Source organism: Lysobacter sp. A378, from assembly GCF_054052125.1.
Genome location: NZ_JBSVRK010000002.1, coordinates 387,752 through 403,959, shown reverse-complemented (window position 1 = coordinate 403,959; position 16,208 = coordinate 387,752). Strand labels below are relative to the sequence as shown.

The window sequence follows — 16,208 nt, the reverse complement described above, 5'->3', positions numbered from 1 at the left end:
GACTATTCGCGCTTCAGCAACGACTTGAGGTTGGCAAACGGATTACCGGTTGCCGCTGGCTGCTTATCCTCGGCATCCAGCGCACTGCCGCCGGTGTAATCCACGTAGCGCGAATGCTCGTTGTCGTGGCAATAGACGCACAGCAATTCCCAATTGCTGCCGTCGGGCGGGTTGTAGTCGTGGTCGTGGTTGCGATGGTGCACCGTCAGTTCCGACAGGTTGGTGCGGGTGAACTCCCGCGCGCAGCGGCCGCAAATCCACGGGTACATCTTCAGCGCACGCTCGCGATACCCTTTGCCGCGCTGTTCCGCGTCGCGCCGGGCCTGGGCGACGATGCGGTCCAGTGCCTCGCTGGAAGCGTTGGCTTTGTTGTTCGACATCGGGATCCACATGGGCAATCGGTGCCCCGACTTTAGCGCAAAGACTGCCGTATCGTGCCAGCCATGGCCACGCTGAAATACCTGACCGGCTACAACGAGAACGTTCTGGCGCAAGTGCGCGAGCTGATCGCCCGTGACCGTCTGGGCGGGTGGTTGCATGACAAGTACGGCCAACTGCACGACGTGCGCAACGACAAGGCGCTGTACGAGTACACCGTCGCCATCAAGGAGCGTTACCTGCGCAAGACCGAACCGCTCAACAAAGTCGTGTACGACAACAAGTTGCAGGTAGTGCGACACGCGTTGGGCACCCACACCACGGTGTCGCGGGTGCAGGGGAGCAAGCTCAAGGCCAGCCGTGAGATCCGTGTCGCGACGGTGTTCCGTGACGCGCCCGCGGAGTTCCTCAAGATGATCGTGGTGCACGAGCTGGCGCACCTGAAAGAACGCGACCACAACAAGCCCTTCTACCAGCTATGCACCCACATGGCACCGGACTACCACCAGCTCGAATTCGACCTGCGTTTGTACCTGACCCACCTCGATTGCGTGCGAGTCAAGCCATCGCCGGCCCACGGCGTCTGATAGCGTTCAACGTAGCTGGCTGTCCTTGCTGCCGCGCCGGTTGTATCCGGCGCCCGACTGCTCCTGGTCCAGCGCTTCCTGGCACGTTATGCACAGCCGCACGCCCGGGACCGCCATCCGCCGCGCCTCCGGAATGACGCAATCGCATTCCTCGCAATGGGTCAAGCCCGGCCCCTTTGCCAGCTTGCTGCGCGCCCGCTTGACGGCGTCTTCGACGGTCGCATCGATCTGGTCCTGTACGGCGCCATCGCCAGCCCATCCGGTTGCCATGGGAGCCTCCAAACCGCGGTGCACGAAAGTGTCGCCAATCATATCCCGCTCCGGTGGCGGCCTGCGTGAGCGCGCAGCAAGGCAGGCCGTCATCTCGCTACCCACCACCCACGGGTATGATTCAACGCAACCGAGGCTCTGGGGGGGCGACGTCTTGAATGGCTTACCTGTCACGCATGGTCACCGGCGCCACCGCATTCGCCATGGCGGACGCGCGGGGCATGCAGGCGCTCGATGACAGGCCACGCAAAACGGAAGCGCCTGCTCCTGGCCCGGCGTATATACCCCTTCCGGATACTGGGCATGGGGCTGAGCGGGCTGGCCGTGGCGGCTGTGCTCCATCAGCTGAAGGCATCGCCGGGCGCTTGGGCATTCGTGGCATTCAGCGCGCTGGTGTGGCCGCACCTGGCCTACCGGATGGCCGTGTCCAGCGCCGACCCCGCCCGCGCCGAAACGCGCAACCTGCTGATCGATTCCGCCATCGCCGGAGCACTGGCACCGCTGATGCACTTCAACCTGTTGCCCAGCGTGCTGATCATCACCCTTGCCACGGTCGATAAAATCAGCACCGGGATCCCGGGCCTGTGGATCCGATCGATGCCCGGGTTGCTGCTGGCGCTGGCGGCCACCACCGTGCTCACTGGCGCCGCGTTTACGCCGACCACCACCATGAGCGTGCTTGTCGCCTGCTTGCCGGTGTTGTTGATCCACACCATCGCGGTCAGTTGGGGCAGCAACAAATTGATCCGCAAGATCAGCCAGCAAAACTCCGTGCTGGACCAGATACGCCGCATCGACACGCTCACCGGCCTGTCGCGGCGCGGCGATTGGGAGGAGCAGGCGGAACGGTTGCTGTCCAGCCACCCGGAAACCGACGGGCACGCCTGCATCCTGTTGATCGACATCGACCATTTCAAGCAAGTCAACGACCTGCACGGCCACGGTGCCGGCGACGAGGTCCTGCGCCAGGTGGCCGACCGGCTGCGCAAGACGCTACGCCCCCACGATCGCGTTGGCCGGATCGGGGGCGACGAGTTCGCGGTACTGTTACCGGATACCTCAGAGCACGAAGCCGGCCAGGTTGCCGAGCGTTTTCGCGTTGCCGTCGAAGCCCTGCAGCTGCCCGACTACCCCGACCTGCGGCCGACCATCAGCATCGGCCTGGCCCCCTTCCCCACCGTGGATGCAGACCTGCGTGCGTGGCTCAACTCCGCTGACAACGCGCTGTATCGAGCCAAGAACCAGGGTCGCAACTGCGTAAGTATTTGAGGATGCGGTAATCGGCCCCATATCGACAATTCCCGCCGCCTGGACAACGCCTTCTTGCCTCCATCCATACCTCCCTCCTCCGACACCAGCGCCAGCGATCTGACCAGCAGCTTCCTGGGCGTGTTCCGTTTCAGCGGGCGCGCCCTGGAACTGGTCTGGAGTACCAGCCGCTTGCTGACGGTGATACTGGGCCTGCTGACGCTTGTCGCCGGCCTGTTGCCTGCCGCGGTCGCCTACGTCGGCGCGTTGATCATCGATGCGGTAGTCGCCGCCAGCAGCGCGGTGTCCGCGGGGGAGCCGCTGGTACTGGGGCCTGTGTTCGTGCTGATCGCGGTGGAAGCGGCACTGGTTATGGGCCTGACCGGCACCCAGCGGGGCCTGTCGTTGTCGCAGTCGTTATTGCGTGCGCAACTGGGCCAGCGGGTCAACGTGATGATCCTGGAGAAGGCGCTGACCCTGCAATTGGCGCACTTCGAGGATTCGGAGTTCTACGACAAGCTGACCCGCGCCCGCCGCGAAGCTTCATCGCGGCCGCTGTCGCTGGTCACCCGGACCTTCGGGCTGGTCCAGAACGCCATTTCGCTGGTCAGCTATGGCGTCCTGCTCGCGGCCTTTTCACCGTGGGCCGTCCTGGTCCTGCTGCTGGCAGGTTTACCGGCATTCCTGGCCGAGACGCGGTTCTCCGGCGATGCCTTCAAGCTGTTCCGCTGGCGCTCACCCGAGACCCGGATGCAGATGTACCTGGAGACCGTGCTGGCGCGCGAGGACCACGCCAAGGAGGTCAAACTCTACGGCCTCGGCCCCTTGCTGCTGGATCGCTATCGCAACATCTTCCGCACGCTCTACAGTGCCGACCGGGACCTCGCCATCCGCCGCGACGGCTGGGGGTTCGTGCTCGGCCTGATCGGCACCGCGACGCTGTATTTGGCGTACGGTTGGATCGCGATGACCACGATCGTCGGGCGCATCACCCTGGGCCAGATGACGATGTACCTGATGCTGTTCCGCCAGGGACAGGCGGCGGTGTCGGCGAGCCTGTCGGCCATCGGCGGCATGTACGAGGACAACCTGTACCTGTCGACGCTGTACGAGTATCTGGAGACTCCGGTGCCGGCCAATCGCGGGAGCGCGGAGGCGGGCCCCGACCCCAGCGACGGTATACGCTTCGAGAATGTCGGCTTCACCTATCCCGGCTCCGACACCCCCGCGTTGCAGGACATCAACCTGCATATCCGCCCCGGCGAATCGCTGGCGCTGGTCGGCCAGAACGGATCGGGCAAGACCACCCTGATCAAGCTGCTGACCCGGCTGTACTCACCCGACACCGGGCGCATCCTGCTCGACGGGCGCGACCTGCAGGAGTGGGACGAAGCCACGTTGCTGCAACGCGTCGGGGTGATCTTCCAGGACTTCGCGCGCTACCAGATGCGCGTCGGCGAGAACGTCGGCGCCGGCGACGTCGAGCACTTCGAGAACCGCGAGCGCTGGCAGGAAGCCGCCGACATGGGCATGGCCACGCCTTTCATCGAGACGTTGCCGGCCGGCTTCGATACCCAGCTCGGCAAGTGGTTCCGCGAAGGCCGCGAGCTGTCCGGTGGGCAATGGCAGAAGATCGCCCTGGCCCGCGCCTTCATGCGCTCGCGCGCGGACATCCTGGTGCTGGACGAGCCCACCTCGGCGATGGACGCGGCCGCCGAGGCGACCATCTTCGAGCACTTCCGCAAGCTGACCCACAACCGCATCGCGATCCTGATCTCGCACCGTTTCTCGACCGTGCGCATGGCCGACCAGATCATCGTCATCCAGGACGGCCGCATCATCGAGCGCGGCAACCACGAGCAGCTGATCGCCGCCGACGGCCATTACGCACACCTGTTCTCGCTACAGGCGAAAGGGTATCGCTGACATCCCAGCCTGATCGACACCCCGCTTCTCGGCGCCTACATCAAGTGCCGCAACTCCGGCAGGTACTTCTCGGCCGAGCCGGTATTGACCGCCACTACGCGCTCTCCGCGGGCGATCAAGCCGCGATCCAGCAACTGCGGCAGCGCCGCCAGGCACGCGGCGCCCTCGGGGCCGATCCACTCGGGTGTTTCGTGCCACAGGCGTGCGAACTCGGTGGCGATATCGGCCTCGCTGACGGCGACGGCGGCGCCCTGGCTGGCGCGGATGATCTTCAGCACGCGGAAGTGGCCGACGCCACCGGGGACGTTGAGGCCGACGGCGAGCGTGTGCCCTGCAGCCGGCGCGCTGGTGTCGTCGTCGCCGCGGTCGAACGCCTGCACCAGCGGTGCGGTGGATTCGCTTTGAACGCAGATCATCCGCGGCCGGCGTGCGTCAATCAGGCCCAGCGCCTGCAACTCGTCCCAGGCCTTCCACATGCCGAGCACGCCGGTGCCGCCGCCGGTGGGATAGATCACCGCATCGGGCAGGCTCCAGCGCGTCTCGCCAGCCTTGGGTTCCGCCAGCTCCAGCCCCAGCGATTTCTTGCCCTCGATGCGCCAGCCCGGTTCCTGGAAGGTCGCGGCCGAGAACCAGCCGTCCGGAATGTAACGTTCCTTCAGCAACGCAGCCGATTCGCGGATGGTCGGCCCGGCCAGTTCCAGCCGGATCCGGTCGGGATGGCGCAACGCGGCGGCTGCAACACTGCCGAGGATCGGCAAGGGTGTGTCATCCGGCATCGCCACCACCACCGACAAGCCGCCGGCCAGCGCATAGCGCACCAGTGAATCGCCCGCGTTTCCCTGGGTGGGCACGGCCAGTCGCTGCAGGCCCAGACGTCGAGCCTGCGCGGCGACCATCGCCATGCCGCGGTCCTTGAAGCTCTGGGTCGGATTGGCGCCATGGCCGGCGTGCGCCTTGCCCTCGTCCTTCAGCTGCAGGGCGATGCCGGCGCGACCGGCGAGCGGATGATGGCTGTAGTCGAGCAACGGTGTAGCGCCGCCGCCAAGGGGGACGATGTGGGCGGCATCGCCCGGATCGTTGATGTCCAGAGCCATCAGCGCACCGAAGCGCCACATGTCGCGCCGGTCCGGGCTGTACCAGTCCGCAGCCGGGTGTTCGGCGCGCAGGCGATCGAGGTCCAGCACCATTTCCACCGGACGACCATCGACCGGGTCCAGGTTCATCGGCAGGTCGGCGGAGTACTCCACGCCTGAAACCAGGCCGCGCAGGCAGCGTACGTAGGACATCACGACTCCTCGGCAAAGAAATTCAGGGTAACGCTGCGTACCCATGCAGCACAGCGGCGGCGAGTCGCGCGAAAACAAAGAGGCATTCCTGCGACGCACCGGCCGGGGTAGGATGGGTCGGGGGCCCGCAACAGCGCGGTCGAGGGATTCGAATGGAATCACTGTCCAGACGGTATCGCGGAAGCGTACTGAAGTTGGTGCGGGTAGCCATGCTCGTCCTGGTCACGTATCTGCTCGCGGGAGTGACGGTCGCCGGATCCGCCGACACGCGCGACCGCTCGCCCATCCCGGCGCAGCCTTCGACAACGACCATCGTGGTCGGCGGCGACCGCGAGTACCCGCCATTCCAGTTCCTCGATGACGAGGGCGAGGCGCGGGGGTTCGATGTCGAATTGATCCGTGCAGTGCTCGAACCCCAGGGATTGGCGGTGCGCTTCGAGCTGGGCGAGTGGGACATCGCACTGGAACGTCTCGATCGCGGCGAAGTCGACGTGGTGCCGATGTTCGCATCGCCGGAGCGCGCCAAACGCTTTCTGTTCAGCAAGCCTTACATGCTGCGCTACCACGCCGTGTTCGGCCATCGCGATTCTCCGCTCATCCTGTCGCTGGAGGAGCTGTCCGGACACCGCGTCGCGGTCCAGCACGCCAGTCTTGCCCTGGAAGCACTGAATGCACTCCAGCTCCCCGCAGTGGACATCGTCAAGGTCGATGTTGAAGCGGACGCGCTGGCAGCAGTGAAACGAGGCGAAGCCGACTACGCCCTGGTGCCGACCGGGATCGGACTGTACGCCACCGCAAACGCCGGCATGACCGACATCATCGCGCTCGGCCCACCCCTGCTCGAGCGCAGTTACGTCTTCGCGGTGCGACGGGACCGACCGGAGCTGGTGCCCATCATCGACGCCGGGCTGGACCGGGTGCGTGCCAGCGGGGAGCGGGAACGCCTGTATGAAGCCGCGACCCTGGGCAGACCGGTCACCGCTGACGCCGGCAAGTCGTGGCTGTGGGCGGTACTGGTCCTGTCCGGCCTGTGCCTGGCGCTGCTCATTCCCGCACTGGTCTGGTGGCGATCATCAGGCGGCGTCAAGCCCTCGTCCGGCACCTATTATCACGCCGGCCTGGAGCCCGACCCTGGTCAGCTGATACTGCTGTCAGAGCTTCGCCAAGCCATCGCCAACAAAACGTTGGGTTATGCGCTGCAACCAAAACTCGACCTCGAAACCCGCCGTTGGGTCGGGGTCGAGTTACTCGTGCGCTGGCATCACCCACGGCGTGGCCCGCTGGCGCCGGAAGAATTCATACCGCTGGCCGAGCGCGCCGGCGTCACCAGAGAACTGACCCTGTACCTGGTGGGCTGCGCGCTCAAGCACTGTCGTCAATGGCGCGAACAAGGCCATCCGCTCACGATCGCCGTCAATGTGTCTGCCAACGACCTGGACGACCCGGCACTGGTCTCGGCAATCATCGCCGCCACTGGGGACCTGGGCTCGCAACTGTTACTCGAACTCACGGAAACCGACGTCATGCGGGATCCGGACAAGATCGTCGACGCCATTACCCGGCTGCGCCCATGCGGCATCCGCATCTCGATCGATGATTTCGGCACCGGCTACTCCTCGCTCACCAACCTGCGTTTGCTGGACGCCGACGAACTGAAGATCGACCGTACCTTCGTGCTGCGGTTGCTGCAGTCGACTTCCGACCAGGCGATCGTGCACGCGACGATCCGCCTCGCGCACGATCTGGGCGTGCAGGTTACCGCCGAGGGGGTTGAGGACGAGGCAACCCTGGCCTGGCTGGCGAACGCCGGCTGTGACCGCGCGCAGGGCTTCGCGATCGCCCATCCGATGAGTCCGGAAGCCTTTGCCGCGCTGCTGGAACAAGGCGGCCCAAGCGGGCTACCGGTGCAGCACTGATCGACTGTCCGGCTACGCCTGGTGTGTCCTTCAGTGAGGCGTCTGTTCGGTGACCGCCGACATCCGGTTGTCGACCCCGGTAACGCCCTGCATCGATTTCAACGCCGCCGTCAGCGCGTCGATCTCGGACGCCGAAGCGCGCCCACGCAGCACGACGTGGCCCTCGTTCACCTCGATATTGACCTCACCGGGATGCGCGAGCAACCGCCCGAGCCGGGTGCTGATGCGGCCGTGCAGCTGACCCTCCTCCACCGGCGCATTGGACAATCCGGCCCGTGCCCGAGCCACCACACCGTGCGCACGGTCGATCACTTGCTTGGTCTTGCCCCGCGCGAAATGCTCGGCGTCATGGCCGACCGACACCCCGCGGTCACGCGCCAGGGCGCGTCGCCGCCGTCCTGTCGCCGGGTCCAGGAAGTACATGAGGGCCGCGCCGGCACCCAATGCGGCGGCGAGTCTGGCAAAGGTTTTCATGAATGGCGCTCCGTTGAAACAGGGATTGCCATGCTGGCATCGAGACCGCGAAGCGAGCGCGAAGGCCATGGGTGGGCGGGCACCGCTTCCACGGGGACCTGCACCGCTTCCACGGGGACCTGCACCGTTTCCAGTCGTCATTCCCGCGAAAGCGGGAACCCAGTGCCGTCCCGCAACGTGCGATCAAACAGCGCGACCGTACGGCGCCACGCCTCACGTGCGGCATCCTCGTCGTAGCGTGGCGTAGTGTCGTTGTTGAACCCGTGTTCGGTGCCGGCGGGCTGGTACAACGTGTAGTCCACATCGGCTTTCTTGAGCGCGGCCTCGTAGGCCGGCCAGGTGGCATTGACGCGCTCGTCGTTCGCAGCAAGCACCACCAGCAGCTCGGCTTTGATCGTGCCCACGTCATCAAGCGGCGGCGCACTGCCGTAAAACGGTGCCGCGGCGGCGAGGCTCGGCAGGCGCGTGGCGAGGAAGTTGGCCACGCCGCCGCCGTAGCAGAAACCGACCACCCCTATCCTGCCGTTACCGTCCTCCACCTTGCCAAGCATGTCGGCGGCGGCGAGGAAATCCTGATGGGTCTTGCGCTGGTCAAGCTTGCCAAACAGCGCACGGGCCGCGTCCTCGTCGCCCGGATAGCCACCCAGCGGGAATAACGCATCGGGCGCGAAGGCGATGAAACCTTCCAGTGCGATCCGCCGCGCGATGTCCTCGATGTGCGGATTGAGGCCGCGATTCTCGTGCACCACCAACACCAGCGGCAATGGGCCGCTCGCCTGGGCCGGCTTCACCAGGTAGCCGCGGCCGGTGCCGTAGCCCTCCGGAGAATCGAACTCGATGTACTCCGCCGACAGCCGCGGGTCTTCCGGCTTCACCTGCTGCGCCTGAGCAAACTGCGGGCTCAGCGCCGCCAGCAGCCCGGTCGCAGTCGCTGCCCCGACCGCAAGCCGCGCCGCCCCAGTGAGGAAGCCGCGGCGATCGATCACCCCGTGGACGTACTTGTCAAACAGTCGCAGCACCTCGGGATCGAAGTCGCTGGCCTTTGAGCGGGGTCGGTTTGACATGGAGTTCTCCGGGACTGGCGTATGCCGCAGCCCGAGCATATCGGGCCAATTGTTATCGAATGGAAAAGCCGGCCACCCTCGCCCACGTGTAGTGGATGTCCATGCCCGGCAAGGCGGTGTATTACGGCTCCGCCTACACCTTACATCCGGTCAACGGTCGGTCGTAGGGTGCATTAACAATGCACCGCTTTTCCGCACCCGCAAAGGTTTGCATCAAGCACCCATGCGTTGCAATTGCGATGCAATATTTACCGCTGCCTGCCGCGCCAGTGCCCGGAGCGTGCACCGGCATCCCTCATTCGCCAGGGTCAGCGCGAACCCGGGCCGCCCGGAGAATGCTGGCGAGTCCGACGCCCCATGCTTTCCGCGTTATCCCGGGCACATTCCTGTGGAGCGCGCCGATGAAAACAACGGCCTCGATCCTGGCTGTCCTGCTGCTGGCGTGCGCGCCGCCGGCACACGCGCAGCACTACACCGGCCCGGTGATCGACGTGCACTTGCATGTCGGCGCGGCCGCGCCCGGCGCGCCGAACCCGGCCACCGGCCAGCCGACCACGGCCAACACCGATGCCGAGCGCGAGCAGCTGACACTGGAGCAACTGCGGCAGCACAACGTGGTGCTGGGCCTGGTTAGCGGGCCCGATGGCGCGATGAAAAGCATGCGCGACGCCGGCGGCGAGCGGATCTGGGCGGGTGCGTTCCTCGACGATGGCGGCCACCCGCTGCCACCGCCCGAGGTGCTGCGCGCGGCATTCGCCTCCGGTGAACTGAAGGTGCTCGGCGAAATCGGCGCGCAGTACCACGGGCTGGACCCGAGCGACGAATGGTTCGAACCCTACCTGGCACTGGCCGAGGAGTTCGATATCCCGGTCGGCATCCACACCGGCCTCGCGCCGCCCGGCGCCGCCTACGGGTGCTGCCCGGACTTCAGCATCGGCCTCGGCAACCCCGCGATCCTGGAGCCGATGCTCAAGCGCCATCCGAAGCTGCGCGTGTGGCTGATGCACGCCGGCTGGCCGTATCTTCAGGAGACCAAGGCGATCCTCTACATGTACCCGCAGGTCTACGCCGATGTCGCGGTGATCGACTGGATCATCCCGCGCGCCGAGTTCCACCAGTACCTGCAGGCGCTGGTCACGGCGGGCTTTGGCGACCGGCTGATGTTTGGCTCCGACCAGATGGTCTGGCCCGAAGCGATCGGCCAAGCCTTCGAGGGCGTCGACAGCGCGCCGTTCCTGGATGCGGCGCAGAAGCGCGCGATCTTCCACGACAACGCCGCACGTTTCCTGCGGTTGGAGCGGTAACCAGCCCTCGGGGGGGCCTCGATGTATCCGGCGCCTGCCCCGACACGCTCACCTTTGCACAGCTTGGCGGGCCGGCACACCGATTGCGCCGGCCTGGCGTCCTGTCACATACGTGAAGCATCGCAGTAGCCCAATGCATCAGATCCCTCGGTCCGCCACGGACGACGGCAGCAGACATGAGTAATCTGATGAAACTGATTGGAAAAATTTCCTCCGCCCGACCGCTCCAGGCGGCGCTGGCCATTGCCTTGCTGGGCGCCACGCTCGCATCGCAGGCACAGGCACAGGCTGAACAGTACCGGCAGGGCGAGTGCGGCACCTTCACCATCGCCGCCATCCCCGACACCCAGAACTACATGGACTTCAGCCACCAGAAGTCCCACGGGTTCCCCATCGATGCCGCCGAACTGTACTTCGAGCAGATGCGCTACATCGCCGACAACGCCAGGAGCAACGGCGGCGACATCGTGTTCGCCACCCACCTGGGCGACATCTGGCAAAACCGCGTCGAGCGTATCGACCCGGGGCACGCCGCGCGTGGCTTCAAGGCACTGCCCGACTCGGTGACTGGCGGCAAGCCTGGCCTCTACCCCGAGGACGTGCCGAACCACGAGATCCCGACGGCGGCAAAGGGATTCGAGATCATCGCCGACGCCCTACCGTTCTCGGTGGTCCCGGGCAACCATGACTACGATGCCGTCTGGACCGACCCGGCCCATCCGCCGCAGCCCGAGTCCGACCCCATGGCACCGGAGATCCGCCACTTCGGCGGACTGACCGGCTTCCTGTCGGCCTTCTCCGAACAGTCGAACTTCTTCCGGGACCAGCCCTGGTACATCGCCTCGAATGACGGTGGCGCCGACAGTGCCCAGGTGTTCACTGCAGGCGAATGCAAGTTCCTGCACCTCGGCCTGCAGTACGACGCCCCGGATTCCTCGCTGGCATGGGCGCGCCGCGTGATCAATCAGAACCCCGGCCTGCCGACCATCGTCACTACCCACAAGTACACGGGGCGCGACGGCAGACATGCGGTCGGCGGGACGCTGGACATGAGCCTGATCGACCGGCAGGACAACAACCCGCAGATGGTCTGGGACGAGTTCATCAGCCAGCACGACCAGATCTTCCTGGTGCTCAGCGGCCACATCGGCGGCCAAGGTCACGGCATCGACTACAACGACAATGGCCACGAAGTGCACCAGATGCTGTCCGATTACCAGCCGCGTGCACACGTGGCAAAGACGAAGGACCCGGAAAACCGGTATCCGGACAACACCCAGACAGGCGACGGCTGGCTGCGCCTGCTGACCTTCAACCTCGACAGCCAGCAACCCAGCGTCCACGTGCGGACCTATTCCACGTACTACGGAAAGTTCAGCTCGGAAATCCCCGAATACGCCGCCTGGTACAAGGCCGGTGAGAGGCAAGCCGACACCCCGGATGCCGAGTTCATGGAGCGCGACGACTTCGTGGTCGAGCTGACCGGTTTCCACGAACGATTCGACAACGCACGCCCGTAATGCCGTAGGCCGCGCGCCCGGCACGCGAAATCTCGCGTCTTCCCCACTGCCCGACCGACCCTGGCGGTCGCAGCTTGCCTGCGACCGCCACGGTCAGAACATGGATTTGCCAAAAATGTCCCCCGTCACCGCATCGACCCTTCATCACAACCAGCGCGGCCTGCCGCAACACCGCGTCCTGGCGCTGGCCCTGTCCGCCGCCATCGCCGCCGCGGCGCTCCCGGCCTTCGCCCAGGAAACGCACACCGCCGCCCTCGCCGCTGATGAGGCGGCACCCGAGACCAACATCGAGACCACTCTGGATGTCGCCAACCTGGATGCGGTGGTCGTCTCCGGCTCGCGGCTGCAGGCCAAGTCGGAGATCGAGGCCCGGCGTGAAGCACCGGCGATCGTGGACACGCTGTCCAGCGACGAGATCGGCGCCATGCCCGACCTCACCATCGCCGAGTCCCTGCGACGGATCACCGGCGTGACCACGGTCTACAACGACGACATCGGCCAGTTCGCGTCGATCCGTGGCTCCCACCCCGACTTCGTCCCGGTGACCATCAACGGCCTCACGATCGCGACCACCGGCGACCATGGCGAAGGCACCCGCAAGGTCAACCTGCAGGTGATCCCGTCCAGTGCCGTGCACCAGTTGCAGGCCTACAAGTCGCTGTCCCCCGAGCTCGACGCCGGTGCGGTCGCCGGCCTGATCAACATCGTGCCGACCAGCGCGTTCGACATGGGGCAGCCGCTGTTCAGCTTCAACCTGGGCACCAGCTACTCGACCTACATGGACGTGCCCGACGACAACAGTGGCGGCCGTGATTCCAAGGACTCCCCGTGGGGCCGGTCGGGCCAGTTCTCCTGGGCGCCGACCTTCGCCAACGACACCATCGGCCTGATGGTGACAGGCATCTACGAGCAGCGCCCCCGCACCCAGTCCAACGCCGCGATCCCCAACCGCCTGTACTACAACGATGACGGCACCCTGACCACGCCGGAATCGGAGGACTGGAACGGCTTCGCGGCCCCCGACGGCTTTGCCGCTCACAACTACACGAACATGTTCACCAAGCACGGCGGCACCGCGAAGCTGGACTTCCGTCCGAATGAACGCTTCCAGGCTTCCCTGTTCGGTTACGCGTACTTCTCCGACGAGCAGGAGACCCGCAACACCAACCGCGTCTACAGCCTGAACCAGCACCGTGACCTGACCGAGCACACCGGCACCGCCAACGTCCGCGCGATGGATTCCCAGTGGCGCTTCAACGACTTCAACCGTGACCAGATGGGCATCCAGGGTCACGCCGCGTGGGACTTCCAGGACAAGGGGAACCTCAGCGTGGACCTGAGCCGGACCCGCGCCTGGTACAGCTCGGACCGCCCGTTCGTGGCCTTCCTCTACAACCCGAACACGCGAATCAACTACGACCTGTCCAACCCGGGCCAGATCTTCATTCCGGACGATGGAAATGCGTTCATCGACCCGGCCAACTTCAGCAATGGCAACACCTACCAGGACCGGCGCGAGGCGTGGTCCTACGTCTCGCAGGCCAAGGTCGACTACGGCTTGAACAACGAGGCCTCGGACCGTGGCTGGGGCTTCACCACCGGCCTCGACTACCGGGTCATGGACATGGAGCGCGACAACACCGCCACCTACTATGAGAAGGGGCAGGTGACGATGGACGGGTTGTCCTACTTCCCGGGCTTCAACACGCCCGGCTACAGCTGGCCGGCGATGTGGCTGGCGAAGCCGGAGGCGTTCTGGAACGACGTCATCCCGGGCCTCGCCATCGACGAGGACGAGTCCCTGCAGAGCTCGCTGATCAACGACTACAAGTACCGCGAAAAGATCCTGGCCGCCTACGTGAACGGCGTCTACTCCACCGACAACCTGCGTCTCAGCGGAGGCCTGCGCATGGACCGTTCGGACTTCCAAGCGGAAATGGCGAAGACGGTCGGCGGCGTGGTTCAGCCCGACAAGGCCCGTGCCTCGGGCGACGACACCAAGGTCCTCCCCTACCTCAACGCGATCTGGTCGCTGTCACCCGACTTCCGGATCAAGGCCTCGGCCTCAAAAACCCTGGGCCGGCCCAACCCCGAGATGATCGCGACGGTTGAGAACCTGAACTACGACGACCTCACGATCTCGCGCGGCAACCCGCTGATCAAGCCACGGCAGTCGACCAACCTCGATCTGGGCATGGAGTACTACTTCAACGACGGCCTGAGCATGTTGACGCTGACCGGGTTCTACAAGGACGTCAAGGACGACATCCTCGACGTCTCCTCACAGGAAGTCATCGATGGCGATACCTGGACGGTCTCCGCACCGGTCAATGGTGACGACACCAAGTACAAGGGCCTGGAGCTCGGCATCGTCAACAGCAGCTTCGTGCAGATGCATCCCGCCCTGTCCCCACTGGGCGCCTCGTTCAACCTGATGTTGGTCGATGGCAAGTCGTCCTACATCTACAACGGAACCCCGCAGGAGCTTGACCAGTTGCAGTACCAGTCCGAGATCGCCGGCAACGCCGCGGTGTTCTGGACCTTCGACCGCGGGTCGGAGCTGCGCCTGTCCGTCAACCACCAGGGCGAGTACCTCGAGTCGTTTGCCGCCAACCCCTGGCAGAACATCTGGATCGAACCGTTCACCACCTTCGACCTGAGCGCCAAGTGGGTGGTCAACCCGAACCTGCAGCTTCGCGTTGAGGGGCGAAACATCTTCGGCGAGGAGCGCGGACGCCTGACGGGTCCGAACAATGACCTGTTCCGCGCGAATCTCGAGGTCGGCAGCACCTGGTTCGCGAGCATGAACTACCGGTTCTGACGACGCCGGCAAGCGACCGCCAGGAGACCTGGAGTCCTGGTCTCCTGTGCCGTTGGCTGCGGTCTATATCTTGGCCCGACTGACGGGCCCATCCTTACAAAGCATGTGCTGCTCCTTAGAATCCCTGCGAACAAGCCCTTCATGCCATGGCAACGACCATGGCGGTCTACGCAGGCGTATTGCGCGCCGACCACATGCGAGGACACCCCATGGCCAAGACATCCGGCAGCAGCAGGAAGGTTGTCATCTCCGCCCTGCTCGGCAATGGCGCGATTGCCGTGACCAAATTCATCGCCGCCTCGGTCACGGGCAGCTCCGCGATGCTGAGCGAGGGCGTGCATTCGCTGGTCGATACCTGCAACGAGCTGCTGCTGTTGTACGGCCTCAAACGCGCCGCAAAGCCGGCCGATGAGAGCCACCCGTATGGCTATGGGCGCGAACTGTATTTCTGGAGTTTCATTGTGGCGCTGCTGGTGTTTTCGCTCGGTGGCAGCGTGTCGATCTACCAAGGCATCAGCCACCTGCAGCACCCCGAGCCGATCGTCCGGCCGCTGGTCAACTACCTGGTATTCGGGGCCTCGCTGGTGTTCGAGGGCTACACCTGGTGGGTGGCGGTGAAGGAGTTCCGCGCCACCAAGGGCGACCAGGGCTGGTTCCAGGCGTTCAAGTCCAGCAAGGACGCCAGCACCCTGACCGTGCTGCTGGAGGACAGCGCCGCCCTGATCGGGCTGATGTTCGGTTTGGTGGGCATCACGCTAGCGCTGGTGCTGGACGACCCGGCATTTGACGGTTACGCCTCCATCGGCATCGGCCTGTTGCTGGTCGCCACCGCAACGTTGCTGGCGCGCGAGACCAAAGCGTTGCTGCTGGGCGAATCGGCACACCCGAAGCTGCGCGAGGCAATCATGCGCATCGCCAATGAAGACCCCACAGTGCGTTGCGCCAATGGCGTGTTGAGCACGCAGATGGGGCCGAAGAGCGTGGTCGCCGCACTGAGCGTGGAGTTCGAGGACACCCTCACCACGCCGCAGATCGAGAGCTGCATCAATCGCCTGGAGGCGACCGTGCGCACCGAGCATCCGGAGGTCGTGGCGCTGTTCGTGAAGCCACAGACACCGCAAGCATGGCAAGCGCATTACGACGCGTTGGCGGCTCCGCCGTCGTAAGCGGGGTTTCAGGCTCGCCACCCACAGCCTGCGGTTATGGCTAACACCCGTTTTTCTATTGGCGGACTTTGGCGGCTTGTGCCTAAGCTCGGGTCGTGTCATGGACGGAAGAACCCCGTGCCCGACCAGTATGTGCCGCTGTCGGGGCACAGGTCCGCGCGCCGCTTGAACCGGTTCCATGGCCGACTGTTGGGGGGCATCCGTTGCACGGTCAAGATGATGTGACTGCTTTGGCCGTGGTGGTTTCA

The 16,208-nt window shown here is 65.2% G+C and carries 13 protein-coding genes; 8 read left to right on the top strand and 5 right to left on the bottom strand.

The genetic code is table 11. The annotated features are described in order from the left end of the window. Nucleotides 1-2 precede the first annotated feature (2 nt). Entirely contained in the window at nucleotides 3-380 is a 378-nt protein-coding gene (locus tag ACW7G1_RS07820) for a YajD family HNH nuclease (protein ID WP_456979198.1), read from the bottom strand. Nucleotides 381-443: 63 nt separating this feature from the next. Between ACW7G1_RS07820 and ACW7G1_RS07815 the strand changes: the two genes are divergently transcribed. Next, a complete protein-coding gene (locus ACW7G1_RS07815) occupies nucleotides 444-965 on the top strand; it encodes a YgjP-like metallopeptidase domain-containing protein (protein ID WP_456979197.1) in 522 nt (173 codons plus the stop codon). 6 nt (nucleotides 966-971) lie between these two features. On the opposite strand, the gene ACW7G1_RS07810 is transcribed toward ACW7G1_RS07815, so the two are convergent. Beyond that, a complete protein-coding gene (locus tag ACW7G1_RS07810) occupies nucleotides 972-1,235 on the bottom strand; it encodes a DksA/TraR family C4-type zinc finger protein (RefSeq protein ID WP_456979196.1) in 264 nt (87 codons plus the stop codon). A gap of 234 nt (nucleotides 1,236-1,469) precedes the next feature. Here ACW7G1_RS07810 and ACW7G1_RS07805 point away from each other — a divergent pair, with 234 nt between their 5' ends. Then, complete coding sequence (locus ACW7G1_RS07805; RefSeq protein WP_456979195.1) at nucleotides 1,470-2,504, top strand: diguanylate cyclase; 1,035 nt, start codon at nucleotides 1,470-1,472, stop codon at nucleotides 2,502-2,504. Nucleotides 2,505-2,558: 54 nt separating this feature from the next. Next, complete coding sequence (locus ACW7G1_RS07800; protein ID WP_456979194.1) at nucleotides 2,559-4,409, top strand: ABC transporter ATP-binding protein; 1,851 nt, start codon at nucleotides 2,559-2,561, stop codon at nucleotides 4,407-4,409. Nucleotides 4,410-4,444: 35 nt separating this feature from the next. On the opposite strand, the gene ACW7G1_RS07795 is transcribed toward ACW7G1_RS07800, so the two are convergent. After that, a complete protein-coding gene (locus tag ACW7G1_RS07795) occupies nucleotides 4,445-5,695 on the bottom strand; it encodes a threonine synthase (protein WP_456979193.1) in 1,251 nt (416 codons plus the stop codon). Nucleotides 5,696-5,904: 209 nt separating this feature from the next. Between ACW7G1_RS07795 and ACW7G1_RS07790 the strand changes: the two genes are divergently transcribed. Beyond that, nucleotides 5,905-7,611, top strand: coding sequence for an EAL domain-containing protein (locus ACW7G1_RS07790; RefSeq protein ID WP_456979192.1), 1,707 nt, complete (start codon nucleotides 5,905-5,907; stop codon nucleotides 7,609-7,611). 30 nt (nucleotides 7,612-7,641) lie between these two features. Here the strand turns inward: ACW7G1_RS07790 and ACW7G1_RS07785 are convergent, their stop codons facing one another. After that, nucleotides 7,642-8,085: a BON domain-containing protein gene (locus ACW7G1_RS07785; protein ID WP_456979191.1), complete on the bottom strand. Its 444-nt coding sequence runs from the start codon at nucleotides 8,083-8,085 to the stop codon at nucleotides 7,642-7,644. Nucleotides 8,086-8,222: 137 nt separating this feature from the next. Continuing rightward, nucleotides 8,223-9,149, bottom strand: coding sequence for a dienelactone hydrolase family protein (locus ACW7G1_RS07780; RefSeq protein ID WP_456979190.1), 927 nt, complete (start codon nucleotides 9,147-9,149; stop codon nucleotides 8,223-8,225). 401 nt (nucleotides 9,150-9,550) lie between these two features. Between ACW7G1_RS07780 and ACW7G1_RS07775 the strand changes: the two genes are divergently transcribed. The 4 genes from ACW7G1_RS07775 to ACW7G1_RS07760 all read left to right on the top strand — a co-directional run bounded on the left by ACW7G1_RS07775 (nucleotide 9,551) and on the right by ACW7G1_RS07760 (nucleotide 15,960). Then, nucleotides 9,551-10,453, top strand: a complete 903-nt coding sequence (locus ACW7G1_RS07775; RefSeq protein ID WP_456979189.1) for an amidohydrolase family protein — start codon at nucleotides 9,551-9,553, stop codon at nucleotides 10,451-10,453. Nucleotides 10,454-10,641: 188 nt separating this feature from the next. After that, on the top strand, nucleotides 10,642-11,973 hold the full coding sequence (locus ACW7G1_RS07770) for a hypothetical protein (RefSeq protein WP_456979188.1): 1,332 nt from the start codon (nucleotides 10,642-10,644) through the stop codon (nucleotides 11,971-11,973). A 115-nt stretch (nucleotides 11,974-12,088) separates the two neighbouring features. Then, nucleotides 12,089-14,794: a TonB-dependent receptor gene (locus ACW7G1_RS07765; protein ID WP_456979187.1), complete on the top strand. Its 2,706-nt coding sequence runs from the start codon at nucleotides 12,089-12,091 to the stop codon at nucleotides 14,792-14,794. A gap of 146 nt (nucleotides 14,795-14,940) precedes the next feature. Further along, nucleotides 14,941-15,960 carry a cation diffusion facilitator family transporter gene (locus ACW7G1_RS07760; protein ID WP_456979186.1) on the top strand — a complete coding sequence of 340 codons (1,020 nt, stop codon included), beginning with the start codon at nucleotides 14,941-14,943 and terminating at the stop codon, nucleotides 15,958-15,960. Nucleotides 15,961-16,208: the final 248 nt, after the last annotated feature.

Excerpts from the sequence above, each read along its gene's own strand:
- ACW7G1_RS07820 (WP_456979198.1), bottom strand. The coding sequence starts at position 380 with ATGTCGAACAACAAAGCCAACGCTTCCAGCGAGGCACTGGACCGCATC.
- ACW7G1_RS07815 (WP_456979197.1), top strand. The coding sequence starts at position 444 with ATGGCCACGCTGAAATACCTGACCGGCTACAACGAGAACGTTCTGGCG.
- ACW7G1_RS07810 (WP_456979196.1), bottom strand. The coding sequence starts at position 1,235 with ATGGCAACCGGATGGGCTGGCGATGGCGCCGTACAGGACCAGATCGAT.
- ACW7G1_RS07805 (WP_456979195.1), top strand. The coding sequence starts at position 1,470 with ATGACAGGCCACGCAAAACGGAAGCGCCTGCTCCTGGCCCGGCGTATA.
- ACW7G1_RS07795 (WP_456979193.1), bottom strand. The coding sequence starts at position 5,695 with ATGTCCTACGTACGCTGCCTGCGCGGCCTGGTTTCAGGCGTGGAGTAC.
- ACW7G1_RS07790 (WP_456979192.1), top strand. The coding sequence starts at position 5,905 with ATGCTCGTCCTGGTCACGTATCTGCTCGCGGGAGTGACGGTCGCCGGA.
- ACW7G1_RS07785 (WP_456979191.1), bottom strand. The coding sequence starts at position 8,085 with ATGAAAACCTTTGCCAGACTCGCCGCCGCATTGGGTGCCGGCGCGGCC.
- ACW7G1_RS07780 (WP_456979190.1), bottom strand. The coding sequence starts at position 9,149 with ATGTCAAACCGACCCCGCTCAAAGGCCAGCGACTTCGATCCCGAGGTG.
- ACW7G1_RS07775 (WP_456979189.1), top strand. The coding sequence starts at position 9,551 with ATGAAAACAACGGCCTCGATCCTGGCTGTCCTGCTGCTGGCGTGCGCG.
- ACW7G1_RS07770 (WP_456979188.1), top strand. The coding sequence starts at position 10,642 with ATGAAACTGATTGGAAAAATTTCCTCCGCCCGACCGCTCCAGGCGGCG.
- ACW7G1_RS07765 (WP_456979187.1), top strand. The coding sequence starts at position 12,089 with ATGTCCCCCGTCACCGCATCGACCCTTCATCACAACCAGCGCGGCCTG.
- ACW7G1_RS07760 (WP_456979186.1), top strand. The coding sequence starts at position 14,941 with ATGGCAACGACCATGGCGGTCTACGCAGGCGTATTGCGCGCCGACCAC.